This window comes from Spirosoma sordidisoli (genome assembly GCF_004138325.1).
In the GTDB taxonomy this organism is placed as follows: Bacteria; Bacteroidota; Bacteroidia; order Cytophagales; family Spirosomataceae; genus Spirosoma; species Spirosoma sordidisoli.
On the sequence record NZ_SBLB01000007.1, the window covers coordinates 221,970 to 235,901 of the forward strand.

At 55.6% G+C, this 13,932-nt stretch carries 11 protein-coding genes; 7 read left to right on the forward strand and 4 right to left on the reverse strand.

The annotated features are described in order from the left end of the window. Nucleotides 1–3 precede the first annotated feature (3 nt). Genes EQG79_RS23470 through EQG79_RS23480 form a run of 3 tightly spaced genes read left to right on the forward strand, consistent with a single transcriptional unit; the run spans nucleotide 4 to nucleotide 2,179 of the window. Nucleotides 4–771 carry a glycosyltransferase family 2 protein gene (locus EQG79_RS23470; RefSeq protein ID WP_129604699.1) on the forward strand — a complete coding sequence of 256 codons (768 nt, stop codon included), beginning with the start codon at nucleotides 4–6 and terminating at the stop codon, nucleotides 769–771. Beyond that, complete coding sequence (locus EQG79_RS23475) at nucleotides 737–1,138, forward strand: DUF2304 domain-containing protein (RefSeq protein WP_077922196.1); 402 nt, start codon at nucleotides 737–739, stop codon at nucleotides 1,136–1,138. The genes EQG79_RS23470 and EQG79_RS23475 overlap by 35 nt, the downstream gene beginning before the upstream one ends. Before the next feature lie 9 nt (nucleotides 1,139–1,147). Then, nucleotides 1,148–2,179 (forward strand): glycosyltransferase family 2 protein, encoded by a 1,032-nt coding sequence (locus tag EQG79_RS23480; protein ID WP_201723567.1) that lies wholly within the window; start codon nucleotides 1,148–1,150, stop codon nucleotides 2,177–2,179. Between the two features lie 4 nt (nucleotides 2,180–2,183). Here EQG79_RS23480 and EQG79_RS23485 read toward each other — a convergent pair whose 3' ends face one another. Then, nucleotides 2,184–4,013, reverse strand: a complete 1,830-nt coding sequence (locus EQG79_RS23485) for a hypothetical protein (RefSeq protein ID WP_129604702.1) — start codon at nucleotides 4,011–4,013, stop codon at nucleotides 2,184–2,186. 124 nt (nucleotides 4,014–4,137) lie between these two features. Here EQG79_RS23485 and EQG79_RS23490 point away from each other — a divergent pair, with 124 nt between their 5' ends. Next, nucleotides 4,138–5,355 (forward strand): glycosyltransferase family 9 protein, encoded by a 1,218-nt coding sequence (locus EQG79_RS23490; RefSeq protein WP_077922193.1) that lies wholly within the window; start codon nucleotides 4,138–4,140, stop codon nucleotides 5,353–5,355. A gap of 3 nt (nucleotides 5,356–5,358) precedes the next feature. Here EQG79_RS23490 and EQG79_RS23495 read toward each other — a convergent pair whose 3' ends face one another. Both EQG79_RS23495 and EQG79_RS23500 read right to left on the reverse strand, forming a co-directional pair. Beyond that, the gene (locus EQG79_RS23495; protein WP_077922192.1) at nucleotides 5,359–6,096 is read right to left on the reverse strand and encodes a hypothetical protein; all 738 of its coding nucleotides are present in this window, start codon (nucleotides 6,094–6,096) and stop codon (nucleotides 5,359–5,361) included. Beyond that, nucleotides 6,093–6,884, reverse strand: coding sequence for a class I SAM-dependent methyltransferase (locus tag EQG79_RS23500; RefSeq protein ID WP_077922191.1), 792 nt, complete (start codon nucleotides 6,882–6,884; stop codon nucleotides 6,093–6,095). The genes EQG79_RS23495 and EQG79_RS23500 overlap by 4 nt, the downstream gene beginning before the upstream one ends. A 252-nt stretch (nucleotides 6,885–7,136) precedes the next feature. Here EQG79_RS23500 and gcvP point away from each other — a divergent pair, with 252 nt between their 5' ends. The 3 genes from gcvP to EQG79_RS23515 all read left to right on the forward strand — a co-directional run bounded on the left by gcvP (nucleotide 7,137) and on the right by EQG79_RS23515 (nucleotide 13,237). Next, nucleotides 7,137–10,067 carry an aminomethyl-transferring glycine dehydrogenase gene (gcvP, locus tag EQG79_RS23505; protein WP_129604705.1) on the forward strand — a complete coding sequence of 977 codons (2,931 nt, stop codon included), beginning with the start codon at nucleotides 7,137–7,139 and terminating at the stop codon, nucleotides 10,065–10,067. 254 nt (nucleotides 10,068–10,321) lie between these two features. Further along, on the forward strand, nucleotides 10,322–12,328 hold the full coding sequence (locus EQG79_RS23510; RefSeq protein WP_129604708.1) for an OmpA family protein: 2,007 nt from the start codon (nucleotides 10,322–10,324) through the stop codon (nucleotides 12,326–12,328). Nucleotides 12,329–12,427: 99 nt separating this feature from the next. Then, entirely contained in the window at nucleotides 12,428–13,237 is an 810-nt protein-coding gene (locus tag EQG79_RS23515) for a TspO/MBR family protein (RefSeq protein WP_129604711.1), read from the forward strand. Nucleotides 13,238–13,471: 234 nt separating this feature from the next. On the opposite strand, the gene EQG79_RS23520 is transcribed toward EQG79_RS23515, so the two are convergent. Then, nucleotides 13,472–13,909, reverse strand: coding sequence for a peptidylprolyl isomerase (locus tag EQG79_RS23520; protein ID WP_077922188.1), 438 nt, complete (start codon nucleotides 13,907–13,909; stop codon nucleotides 13,472–13,474). Between the last annotated feature and the right edge of the window lie 23 nt (nucleotides 13,910–13,932).

A 13,932-nucleotide genomic window follows, 5' to 3' on the forward strand; every position in this document is an offset into this window, starting at 1 on the left:
CCTATGAACGCTGTCGATTTTCGGGTGTTGGCCGTGGTGCCGTGTTTCAACGAACAGGCGGCCATCGCTACTGTTGTTGACGAAATCAACCGGGTGAAACGCCGACACGGACTAAACCTGGATGTGCTGGTGGTAAACGACCAGTCGACGGATGATTCACTGGCCATCATTCAGACGCTGGAATGCCTCTACCTGAATCTTCCTGTCAATCTGGGCATTGGCGGGGCTATGCACGCAGGCTACAAGTACGCCTTTCGGCAGGGCTACGACATTGCCGTACAGATAGATGGCGATGGGCAACACCCGGCCGGCGAATTGCTGAAAATACTGGAGCCGATTTTTGCCGACAAAGCCGATGTCGTAATCGGGTCCCGTTTTCTGGAGCGTACCGGCTTTCAGTCGACCTACGTTCGTCGGCTGGGAATTCGGTATTTCCGGTGGCTCAACCAGTTACTGATCGGAACGTCTATTCACGATAGTACGTCCGGATTTCGGGCTTTCAACCGGCGCACCATCTGCATCACGAATAGCTATTACCCCGACGAGTACCCTGAGCCGGAGTCGATTGTTCAGTTTGGTCTACACAAACTACGCATACTCGAGGTTCCGGTCGTGATGCGCGAGCGGCAGGGCGGCACGTCATCCATCACGATGGTCAAATCTATTTACTACATGTTCAAAGTAACAATGGCGACGTTATTCGTGTATATTCGATTACAGAACAAACAACGCACGCATGGAATCATTACCGATTGTCATTCAGATACTTAGTCTGATCGGGGCGCTGGGGTTCATGTACTTCATCACCCGGCTTATTGTCATGGGGAAGCTGCGGGAGGAGTACTCCTTCATCTGGATTGCCTGTACTATCATCCTGATCGTTTTCTCCATCTGGCGGAAAGGGCTCGAACAGATCTCGCTGGCCCTGGGCGTTTTTTATCCGCCATCGCTGATTTTTCTGGCCGCTATTTTTGCAATTATCATCTTTCTGGTTCACCTCTCCGTTGTCAATTCGAAGATGCAGCAATCGGTAAAAGAACTGACCCACGAAATAGCCTTTCTGCGGAAAGAACTGGCAGAGCTGCGTCAGAATGAGCCTCCGGTGTCGGTTGATATGCCACTCGTAACGGAACCTTAACGTACGCTCGTGACAGCACCTCCGTTGCCAGAACTCAGTATCGTTATTGTTGCCTATAATAGTCTTGCCGACCTCAGCCGTTGTTTACCTACCCTGGCCCGAGCGGCCAGGAACCTGGCACACGAGGTCATTCTCGTCGACAACTACGGCCACGATCACCTCGCCGACTGGGTAAAAACGCATTATCCGGCCGGTCGATTCATCGCCAATCCCGTTAACTCAGGGTATGCGGGGGGTAATAATCTGGGTATCGGTCAGGCAACCGGCACCTGGACGCTGCTGCTCAATCCAGATACCGAACTCGAACCGGACAGCCTTGACCGGCTGATGGCTACGGCCCGCCAGAACCCCGACGCGTTCATTACGCCCAAGCTCCTCAACCCAGACGGTACTATCAACGCCTGTGGTAACCAGATGCAGTACACGGGCGTTACCAGCTGCCGGGGGCTGAACCAACCCGCGTCGGCCTACGTAGCCATCGAGGAGGTGCCACTGCTATCGGGCGCTGCGCTGCTGGCTCCCACCCGGGCGCTGCGTGAACTGGGGGGCTTCGAGGAGAGTTACTTCATGTACTTCGAGGATACCGATCTTTCGCTCCGCGCCCGGCTGGCAGCCTATACGCTACTCTGCGAACCCAGGGCGGTCATAACCCATTATTACCGGCTAGGTATGTCGCCCGATAAGTTCTATTACCTGGAGCGAAACCGGTTATTGACATTTCTGCGGGTGTTTTCCAGGTCGACGCTGATGCGCTTACTGCCCGCTCTGCTGCTGACCGAAGCTCTCATGTGGAGCTTTACCCTACGGGGCGTTTCGTACATGAGCGCCCGATTCAGGGCTTACCAGTGGATCTGGCAGCACGGGGCGGTTATTCGAAAGCAACACCAGCAAATTCAACGTCAACGGCGCGTATCGGATCGGCAGGTATTGCAGAACAGTCTCGTTGCATTACCCTTCGACCAGTTGGTAGGCGGTGGAGTAGGGAAAGTCCTGAATGCCCTGCTTCAGCCCATCTACCGGCTTCTGCGTCCCCGCTTATAGGCCATTACACGTCGAAACTGGCCGCCAGCGGCAGGTACGACTGCTGGCCTTTGGTAATTAGTCGAACGCCTAAAGTATAACGGCCTGGCTTCAGATCGGTTTTTTTGATAACACTCGAAAAGCCAGCTTCCAGCAATAACGGAGACTGATACTGGTTGGCAACGTCGTACCGGATTTGTCGGCGGGTTGTAAAGAGGTAAGAAGCCTGAGCAGATTGTGCCACCAGCTCAATCTGCGTATCGGCGGATGGCTGACTGTTGACGGCCCAGGCCTGATAAACTACCAGATAGTCGTTAGTAAGATAGGGTTTCACATCAGCGGTTACGTCGTTTGTTGGCACAAGCAGGCGGCTATCCAGCTGAGTTGGCTGGCTCTTTATATCGGCCAGGGTCAGTTTCGGTACCTGATAAATACCTTTTCTGAGCGCATCCTGAAAAATTTCTTTTGCCCGTTTGGGGTCGCCCCAGAAAAGGATGAGGTTATTGGGGTTGTCATTGTAAAGGGCGGTACTGAATTCAAGATTGGTTGTTCGATCGGCTACTTTTGCCAGGTGCTGCCGATACGAATTGGTGTACAGATAAACGGACAGGGCTAATCCCGATACAACCAGCGCAGCCCTGGAATAGGAGCCTCTCGTCGTTTCAACGCACAGAATATAAAGGCCTATCAACAACATGACAGACAGGATGCCGTAGCGCGGTCCCATTGCCTGGGCCACTCCGAAACCCGCCCGGCCTGCCGATACCGACAGGCAGCTGATGTACATGAATGCCAGCAAGGCCAGAATCGTAACGTTCGAACGGACAAGTTGCTTCCGGTACGCGTTGTAGGCGATTAGGGCGAGGGTCAGGGCCAGCATCCATTTGCCGGCTCTGATGGGGTAAGCGGGCTGAGCCGAAAAATCAGAGCCGGTCAGCGTAAAAAAATGATCGAAGAACTGGCCGCTGTTATGCAGAAAGGTTTCCAGTATGGGCGGATGATGACCCGGTTTGACATACCCCCAGAAATACAAGGAAACCGTAACTACGGCAACACCTGCCCAGATACCCAGTTTACGGTACTCCTTCAGCAGAATCAGCACCGGCAGGCCCACCAGAAACGTAAATATGCCGTTCCCGCTGGTAAAAGCTGCTACTACCGCACTCAAACAGGCTATCGTAAACCAGACGGGCCGCTCCGATGCCCGACTAAGCGCATACAGGCTCAGCAGGGCAAAGACAACGATATAGAGATTCTGGATGGAGGACATTCCCCAGACCGTCAACTCCCAGAAATGTAGCTGGAACAAAAGAAACGGAACCGGTAAGAAATAGAACAGTTTTTGCAGGAGGGTTAACGACCTGAACGAAGCCATGAACAGGAGCCAGGCCACAAATACCAGCGACAGATTCCCGAACAGAATCTGGTTACGAAAATTGACGTGTCCGCCTATGGCATAGTCGGCCAGGAAAACCAGCCGGTCAAAAACAATCCGGTGCTCGTTGTGCTGAGAAAAAATAAGCCGCCATGTATCGGCCAGCGAATGGGTGTCGAAGGCGTAGGTTGCAATGAACTGGAGGGTACTGTTGAAATCATCTTCGAAAGGAACGTTGACCGCATTGTGCCAAACCACGTCGTAGTACCGAATAACAGGCACCAACGCAACCAGGAGCATGACCGCACTTAACCCGAGACGCAGTGGGTTGGACAGATGAAACGGCTTCGCAACTGGTGTTTCGGATGAAGCAGCGGCAGCGGATAAGCCCTGTTTAGAGACAAAAGTGGGTGTAGGGCCGGGGTTTGTAGCTAGCTTCGTTTTTTGCCGGGCCGACGCGGTAGGTTTCGACTTCGCCATTGGGGGAGATCGTTGTTAGGTTAACAGTAAATTTATTCCCGATTGGGTAAAAACATAAGGTTGTAGGCTCATTTTCAGGCCGTAAGAATAATTTGCCGGTTATGACAGGCTGGCACTGTTTCGTATGACTATCAAATCGTTGATTCGAACGCTTAAAACGTCACCCTTGCTAACGCCCGTGCTGGCGCTCATCGACCTTACCCTGTTTCTGGTAGACACGCTGGCCATACTATCGGCAGGCCGTGTGCAGCGTCGGCCAAGATCGCTGCTCATAATTCGCGTCGACGTTCTGGGCGATTACCTGCTGTTCCGGAATTACCTGGCTACTATCCGTCAGTCAGATCGTTTCCGGGGCTATGCTATTACCCTATGCGCCAACTTGCCTATCCGAACCATTGCGGAGACGTTTGACAGTGACCTGGTCGACGCGTTCCTCTGGACCGATATCTACAAACTGTCGACTCAGCCCGTTTACCGGTTTCGTTTTATGCGGCAGCTCCGTCGGCAAGGCTTCGAGGTGGTTTTCTGCCCCACGTTCAGCCGCGTTCTGGTACTGGACGATTTTCTGGCTCGCGTATCGGGTGCGCCGGAGCGGGTAGGCTGCCTGACCGATTTTGTCAATATCAAGCGCTGGGAAGCCTGGTTTGGTAATCAGCTCTACACCCGAATGATCGACTCTGGCGCGGGTATTCTGTTCGAGCAGGAGCGTAACCGGCGTATTACCGAGCAGTTTCTAAGCCAGCCAGTGCCCACCTCCTCACTACATCTGGATAGCCAGCGGGCCAAACCAGTAGCAGTGCCGGATCGTTACGTTGTTCTGTCGCTGGGTGCCGGGCAGGATTTTCGGATATGGCCCGCCAGCCGGTACGCTCAGGTAACTCAGTTTATCCGGAAAAACTATCCGGCCTATCATATTGTCCTGACGGGAGCGCCCAATGAACAGGTCTATTCCGATGCCATGCTGGCGCTGCTAGCCGACCATTCGGCCATACTTGACCTGACGGGCCGGCTTTCCATTGCCGAGCTGATTTACGTTGTCAACCACGCCAGCCTGCTGATCACCAATGAAACTGGCATCGTACATATCGCGGCTTCTACCCAAACGCCTACCATCGTTGCTTCACAGGGAAAATCACTGGTTCGATGGCATCCATATCCGCACCCGTCAGGGGCACATATTCACCATCTGTATCCTGACTTCGTTGAGCAGCATCGGCACCGGCTTGACCAGATTGCTCCGCAGTTCAATCCCGAATCTCCGTTTTCGATCGATGTTATATCGGTTGAGCGGGTCATCGGTGCGGTTCAGAGCCTGCTGCCGGCTCAGCATCAGGTAGGGTAGCGGTTAAGCCAGGTGCTCAGCGATCATCCAGCCATCGGCCAGACTATGACCAATAACCCGGAAATCGGCCCTGGTTCGCACATCGTTGAATGAGCGAAAATGCTTCAGGTGGTGAATATCGTCGAGAATAAGCCAGTAGGGCCGGTTACCGAGTGTATCGCGAACGGTCTGGTATTCGAGCCAGCCGATACCACCCGCCGAGTCCAGTAAAACCAGCGGACGGTCATCGCGGTGTTTGATCAGCAGGTTTTGCAGTAAATCATCCTGTCGGCTAAGAAATGTCTCGCCAAACCAGTCTACCATACTGATAACCCAGTTTTTTCCCAGCTTGCCTTCGACCTCATTCGTGTAAAAACGGACCGGGTCCTCGAGCGTATCGATAAATACGTCGGCATATTGCTCATGATGAAGCAGGGCTTCGTCATGTTTGATAAAATGAAGGGCTTTTTCCTTGGCTACAGTATCGCCCCAGAGCGGCTTAACGAAGGGCCATTTCAGCAGATTAAACCGGGCAATAGTATGGAAGGTAAGGTTGCCTTCGATCGTATAATACGCCTTCGGTAATCGACCAGGCGAAAAAGCCCTGGCTAGTGTCTGGGTAGAGCCCGTACCGAGCCAGGTGCCGGTCTCGATGACGTAATCGATCTGGTTTTCGGTAAAAATTTGTTTCAGCGTCGATTGAAATACGTCATCCTTCGACATCGATACAGATTGGCGGGGGTAGTCTTTGTAACTTTTCATTTCGTGGGTAGGCTATGAGAGGGTCCGCGTCTGTTCAGTAGGGCTGCGTCCGATAATATGCGGCTTTTCATAAGCAGTCGAACGATTGCCGAAAGGCCAAGCCGACCCGCTACAACCAGGAACGGAAACAGAAAAGCAGGAATACGTTTGCGGGTATAGAGATGATAATTCAGAATTCGATGATAATGCAAACCGTATTGCTGACCCAGATAGGCCAGCGTTTGGGGCCTGTAAAGCGCTACGTGCTGGCCGTGGTGCGGGGCATAATACCACCAGTCGGTTATGGCCGGGGCCGGTTCGGGGCAGGGCTGGGTAGTGAAAAAAATGTTGTCTGAATACGCCAGGATTTTTTCAAGCTCCTGTCGGGGATGAGCAAAATGCTCGAAACATTCGAAAGCGGTAGCCAGTTCGTAGTGACCGGGTTCAGCATCGAACCCACGGGCCATAAAATTTTCGGCATAGAGGTCTGTCGAATAAAAATCAAATCCGATGTCCCGCATCAGCCGGGCCAGTGTGCCGTATCCACCTGCGTAGTCCACGAATTTGCCGGCTCTGTCAAACGCGAAATAGAGCAGTGTGGCGGCCGATCTGCCCAGAATCAGACTCCGTTGCAGCGTGCCGGTGTCAGTTGCGGTAAAGGCGTTGCTATATGCCTCCGGAAGCCAGTAGGGGTCCTCTGTCTGAACAAAAGCGCAGGTTCGACACTCAAAATAAGTCACTTCATACCGGTGTAAAACGACCGTATTGAAGAGGGGAGTTGTCTCGCTTCCACACACGCGACATTGCATAACAGGAGGTTGGGTTTATGACTAAAAGGCAGTTTCACAAAAACTAGGCCAGAATATGCCCATGGCTTTTGTCGGTGGTGGGCCGACCTGTTTTGGGCGATTCATCTTTTAAAACGGTATAAATTATATACTTCATACAGAGACAGCCTATTATCCTGCCAAATCGACTTGGTAGTAAACACCCGCAAATCGCACGTTTTGCCGTAAATTTGAGTTTTCAATCAAACGAAAAATCACGAGGGCGACCCCGGCATGAAACTCAATCTTCTCCCAACAGACTTGTTTGAAAATCGTCACCATGGCGGTCGGCGTTCCGAACAAACCGATGCGGCACTCGCCGACATGCTTCAGACCGTGAGTAAAACCGGCCAGCCGGTCAGCTCAATCGACGAACTGATTGCACAGACCGTACCCGATACCATCCGGCTCGCCCGCCCGCTCAACCTGCCCGCGCCCAAAACCGAGACGCAGTTTCTGATCGATTTCAAACAGCTGGCCAGTCAGAATAAGGTCTTCAAGTCCTATATCGGCACCGGCTATTACGATACCATTACGCCAACCGTCATTCTTCGTAATATTCTGGAGAATCCGGCCTGGTATACGGCCTATACGCCCTATCAGGCCGAAATAGCCCAGGGTCGTCTCGAAGCGCTGCTCAATTTCCAGACGGTCGTTTCGGACCTGACCGGCATGGATCTGGCCAACGCGTCGCTGCTCGACGAAGCCACCGCTGCCGCCGAAGCCATGGCCATGCTGTTCGCCACGCGTCCGGCGGCCCGGAAGTCGGCCCAGACGTTTTTCGTGTCGGCGTTCTGCCACCCCCAAACCATCGACGTCATCCGCACCCGCGCTACCCCCATCGGGATCAAGGTGCTGGTAGGTGACCACCGGTCGGTCGATCTGACCACCGGCGACCTGTTCGGGATGCTGCTGCAGTACCCGGCCACCAACGGCGACGTGTTCGACTATACCGACCTGATTGCCGCAGCCCACGAGCTGGGTATTACCGTAGCCGTAGCCGCCGACCTGCTGGCCCTGGCCCTGCTGACCTCGCCCGGTGAGATGGGCGCCGATGTGGTGGTCGGATCGGCCCAGCGGTTTGGGGTACCGATGGGTTACGGTGGCCCACATGCCGCTTTCTTTGCTACCCGCGATGCCTTCAAACGGCAGATACCGGGTCGGATCATCGGCGTGTCGATCGATGCGGAAGGCAAACCGGCCCTGCGCATGGCCCTGCAAACGCGCGAGCAGCACATCCGGCGCGAAAAAGCAACCTCCAACATCTGTACGGCTCAGGTACTGCTGGCCGTTATGGCGGGCAGCTACGCCGTTTATCACGGTCCCGAGGGGATTCGCGCCATTGCCGAACGTACCCACGGCCTGACTAAACTCTTCGCTACGGCACTGCACCGCTGCGGCCATACGGTCGTGACCGAGCATTATTTCGATACCGTAACGGTGAAAGTGCAGGATGTCGACTCGCTGAAAAAATCGGCGCGGGCGGCTCAGCTCAACCTGCGCTACTGGGCCGACGATGAGCACGTGAGCATATCGTTCGATGAAGCCAAAACGGTGCACGACGTATCGGAGCTGCTGACGGTATTCGGGGTTAAGATCGACCTGACCGATCTGGCCGACGAACTGGCGATTACCTGGCCCGAGCGGCTCGTTCGTCAGTCGGACTACCTGACCCACCCGGTTTTCAACACCCACCATACCGAACACGAGATGCTGCGCTACCTGCGGTCGCTCGAAGAAAAAGATCTGTCGCTGGTTCATTCGATGATTTCGCTGGGAAGCTGCACCATGAAGCTGAACGCAACGACCGAAATGATTCCGGTTACCTGGCCGGAATTCGGGAAACTGCATCCCTTTGCACCCAAAGACCAGACGGCGGGTTATCAGCAGCTGTTCAGCGACCTGAACGACTGGCTGTGTGAGATTACGGGTTTTGCGGCCATGTCGCTGCAACCCAACTCGGGCGCGCAGGGCGAATACGCCGGTCTGATGGTTATTCGGGCCTATCACGAAAGCCGGGGCGACCATCACCGCCAGATTGCGCTGATTCCGCAATCGGCCCACGGTACCAACCCCGCCAGCGCCGTTATGGCTGGCATGAAAGTGGTTATCGTCAAGTGCGACGAGCGCGGCAACATCGACGTAGCCGACCTGAAAGCCAAAGCAGAACAGCACAGTGCTGATCTGTCGTGCCTGATGGTGACCTACCCCTCGACCCACGGCGTGTTTGAAGAAAGCATCAAGGAAATCTGCGCCGTTATTCACCAGCATGGCGGGCAGGTATACATGGACGGAGCCAACATGAATGCGCAGGTAGGCCTGACCAGCCCGGCCACCATCGGGGCCGACGTTTGTCACCTCAACCTGCACAAAACCTTCTGCATTCCCCACGGTGGTGGCGGACCCGGTATGGGCCCCATCGGCGTAGCGGAGCAGCTGGTGCCGTTCCTGCCCGGCCACGTTTCGCTGAACGCCAGCCCGGAAGCCGCGGGCGCCGTATCGGCCGCACCTTACGGATCGGCCAGCATCCTGACCATCTCATACGCGTACATCGCCATGATGGGTGGAGAAGGGCTGACCAACGCGACCAAGCGGGCCATCCTGAACGCCAACTACATCAAAGCCCGGCTTGAAGGTCACTACGAGACGCTCTACACCAACGATAAGGGACGCGCGGCTCACGAAATGATCATCGACTGCCGGCCGTTCAAGCAGGCCGTTGGTGTCGAGGTAGAAGATATTGCCAAACGCCTGATGGACTACGGGTTCCACGCGCCAACGGTCTCCTTCCCGGTAGCCGGTACGATGATGATCGAACCGACCGAGTCGGAGTCGAAAGCCGAGCTGGACCGGTTCTGCGACGCCATGATCGCCATTCGGAACGAGATACGCGAAATCGAAGCCGGTCAGGCCGACCGCACCAGCAACGTGCTCAAATACGCTCCGCATACGGCCTCGGTCGCGCTCTCCGACAGCTGGGATCGTCCCTACAGCCGTGAGAAAGCCGTTTACCCGCTGCCGCAGGTTCGTGCCCGTAAGTTCTGGCCTAGCGTGAGCCGGATCGATTCGGCCTATGGCGACCGCAATCTGGTTTGCTCCTGCGTACCGACCGATGCCTACGCCACCGACGTGGTCGAAGAAATAGCCGCCGTCGAGCAGGTTTAAGCCGTAGAACGAGACCTCATTAGCCACCCCGCAGCAGCGCCCTACCCCCGTAGTCAGCGCTGGGCGGGGTGGCTTTTTTGGCGTTAATCGGGGCATAAAGTTGATTGAATGGTAGGAGGCTGGTGCAACGCCTTTTTTTGCGGTTCGCTATTGTAAACAATCCTCAATAAATGCGGATTGTATTCGTTAAAAATTAGTCCCGTCAGAAATCTTCATATCTTGGCGGCACAGTGGGTTTTTGCTCTTCAATCTCTATGAAAATCAATACGTCGTCGGCGCTGCTGGCCGCGTTGGGTCTGGCTCTGTCGCTGGGAGGTTGTAACTCGGCCATGATGGCTTACAAGAAAGGCGTTCGTCATTACGATGCCGGCGAGTACAACCTGGCGCTGACTCAGTTCCAGAAAGCGACCAAAGGCAGCGTAGATCCCGCCCGGCTCAACTATTACACGGCCGAATCGTACCGGCTTTCGAACCGGTTTGGCGAAGCCGTTCCGTTCTATCAGAAAGCCCTCGAAGCGAATACGGCCGAGCCGGATGCCCGTTTCAACTATGCGTATGCGTTAAAATCGCAGGGTAATTATGCCGGGGCGCTTGAGCAGTTGCAGCAGTATGTGGCCAGCGCACCCCGCACAACGGCCAAACCGGTGCTGGACAAAGCCAAACGCGAGATCGAAACGCTGAAAGCCATCAACATCATTGCCGCCAACAAGTCGCTCATCACCCTGCAGAACGTAGGGGCTGTCAACTCGCCCGGTTCGGAGTTTGGGCCGGTGGTACGGGGCGAAGAGCTGATCTTCACGGCCTCGCGGAAAGAACAGGTCTACAAGAACAACGGCCTGCCCATGCTGGGGCTGTACAAAACGAAGCTGAGCAATGCGCTGTCCGGTCAGAAACCCGACGAAACCGGTACGGTACCGGCGCCCGAGCTGTTCAGCCAGAACGTGTTTCAGGACAACGTAAACGAAGGAACGCCGGCTTTCTCGAAAGATGGCAAAGCCATGGTGTTTGCCCGCGGCAATACCGGCAAGCGCAAAGGCGGGCTGGACGTGGATCTGTACATCAGCCGCCTGGGCGAAGGTAACGTCTGGAGCCAGCCGCAGCGCCTGCCCATCAGCGATTCGCTGGCCTGGGACGGCTCCCCCGCCTTTTCGGGTGATGGCCGAACGCTTTATTTTGCCTCGAACCGGGCGGGTGGAGCAGGTGGTATCGACCTTTACCGCACCAGCATCGACGCGTCGGGCCGGTTCAGCCGCCCGGTCAATATGGGGCGCGACATCAATACGCCCGGCGACGAGATGTTTCCCTACGTAGCTCCGGATGCCAAGCTGTATTTTGCGTCGGATGGCCACCCGGGCCTGGGTAAGCTCGACGTATTTGTGGCTACCCGCTCGGGCGGGGTAACGCGGGTGGCGAATATGGGCCAGCCGATCAACTCGCCCGCCGACGATTTCGGCCTGATCTACACGAAGCCTACCGAAGGCTACCTGACCTCGAACCGGGGCGGGGGCAAAGGCGATGACGATATTTATTTCTTCCAGGAAGGCCCTGCGCCCGATACGACGACTATTGCGCAGAATCCGCCGGGAGCGCCCAAAACGGTTCGGTACTTCCTGGCCGGTACGGTATCGGCTAACGAGACGCCCATCGCTCCGCTCGATTCGGCGCGGGTACGGATTATCGACGACGCTACCGGTCAGCCCATCGCCGAGGTGACAACGGGGCAGCCGGGTACATTCGGCAAGTATCCCGTTCAGGAAGGCAAGGACTATACGGTACTGGCCGAGCGCAAAGGCTACCTGACCCGCCGGGAGTCGTTCTCGATGCAGGGCCGCAGCATTCCGCAGATTTTCCTGACCAAACCGCAGACCGACACGACCTTCAACGTAGCGCTGCTGCTGGACAGGGCCACGCTGAACCGGACGTTCGTGCTGGAGAATATTTACTACGATCTCGACAAGTACAACATCCGCCCCGATGCGGCTGCCGAACTGGATAAGCTGGTGGCTATTTTGCAGGATAACCCAACCCTCAAGATCGAGCTGAGTTCGCATACCGACGTACGGGCTCCGGATGCCTATAACCTGCGCCTGTCGCAGAACCGGGCCAAGTCGGCGGTAGACTACATTGTCTCGAAAGGCATCGACGCCAGCCGGATGACCGCCAAAGGGTACGGCGAAACACAGCTGGTCGTGAAAAACGCCAAAACCGAAGAAGAACACCAGCGCAACCGCCGGACCGAGTTCAAGATTCTGGAGCTGTAAAGGTGGGCCTCCCAACGACCGTCTGGGTTTGGGAGCCGGTTTGAAACACAACGGGAACGGGGTTGGTTGTTGAGGAACATCCAACCCCGTTCCCTGTTTATGCAAACCGATAAGGTACGCCAGTTTCTCGTTGTGTTCAGTGTCATTACGATGATCGTGATGAACTACCTGTCAAACACCCGCGCGTTTGGCGGGATGACCAACGGCGAGATTTCCGATAAATATCACACGCTGATCACCCCGGCCGGGTACGCCTTCTCGATCTGGGGGCTGATCTTTCTGGGGCTGCTGGCCTTCGCGGTCTATCAGGCGCTTCCGTCGCAGCGGAACAACCCGCGTTTTCGGGCGGTAGGGTGGCTGGTTGTCATCAACACGCTTTGTAATGCGATCTGGAGTCCGCTGTTTAACAACGAGCTGATCGGCGTGGCTCTGTTTGTGATTTTGGTCATGCTCGGCACGGCCACCCTGATCGAGCACCGGCTGCTGGCCCGGCGGCACGTACCGGTTGTATCGGTCGACCCGGACGCTACCCTGCCAGAATCGGCAGCCACCGCTACCGAAACCTGGCTGGCCCGTATTCCCTTCTCTATTTATTTCGGCTGGCTAACCGTAGCGACTATTCTTAACGTAGCCGTATTTCTGAAAGCAACGGAGTTCAGCCTGCTCAGTCTGAGCGAAGAGACCTGGGCCGTTGCCGTACTAGTTGTGGGGCTGGTCGTTGGGGCCATCGTCTTCAACCGGTTTCGGAGCATTGCCTATATCCTGGTCTTTGCCTGGGCTTATGCCGCTATCAGCGCCGAGCAGGACGGCTACAGCCAGATCAAACTAATCAGCGGCCTTGGTATAGGCGTAGCCGTCGGACTAGCCATCCTCGGATTCACCTCCCGCAAAACCCCCGCCTACAGCTGACACACCCACGTCCTGCTGCAATTGGCGGCCATATAGAGACGCAATCGCACCGGCGCCCCGGCCCTTGCGTCTCTCGCGTGTCAGCAATTCTGGCGTCAGCAACCAACCCCTCCAGTCATGATTCGGTGTAGCGCCGGCTGCACGGACCGCTAATAAAAAAACCGGTCTTGATTCAGCGTATCGATGAAACGCTGAATCAAGACCGGTTTGGGTAGCACCGGTGGGGTTGACGGATTACTCTTCCGTTACCGTGATGCTGTTAATTTTATCGCCCTGGCGGATCTGGTCGATTACGTCCAGGCCGTCGACTACCTTACCGAATACCGTATGGTTCCGGTCGAGGTGTTGCGTGTTCTGGCGGTTGTGGCAGATAAAGAACTGCGAGCCGCCCGTATTCCGCCCCCGGTGGGCCATGCTCAGCACACCCCGGTCGTGGTATTGGTTGTCGCCGGTTAGTTCGCAATCAATGGAGTAGCCAGGGCCGCCCGCGCCGGTACCGGTCGGGTCGCCCCCCTGAATCATGAAGTTGGGAATAACCCGATGAAATATAACGCCATCGTAAAACCCTTTTTTGGCCAGGGTAATAAAGTTTTCGACTGTTTTGGGCGCGTCTTTCTCGAAAAACTCGATAGTCATCGTGCCCTTGTCGGTGTTCATCTGTGCCTTCGGCATGATCGAAATTGGTTTTGTTCGGA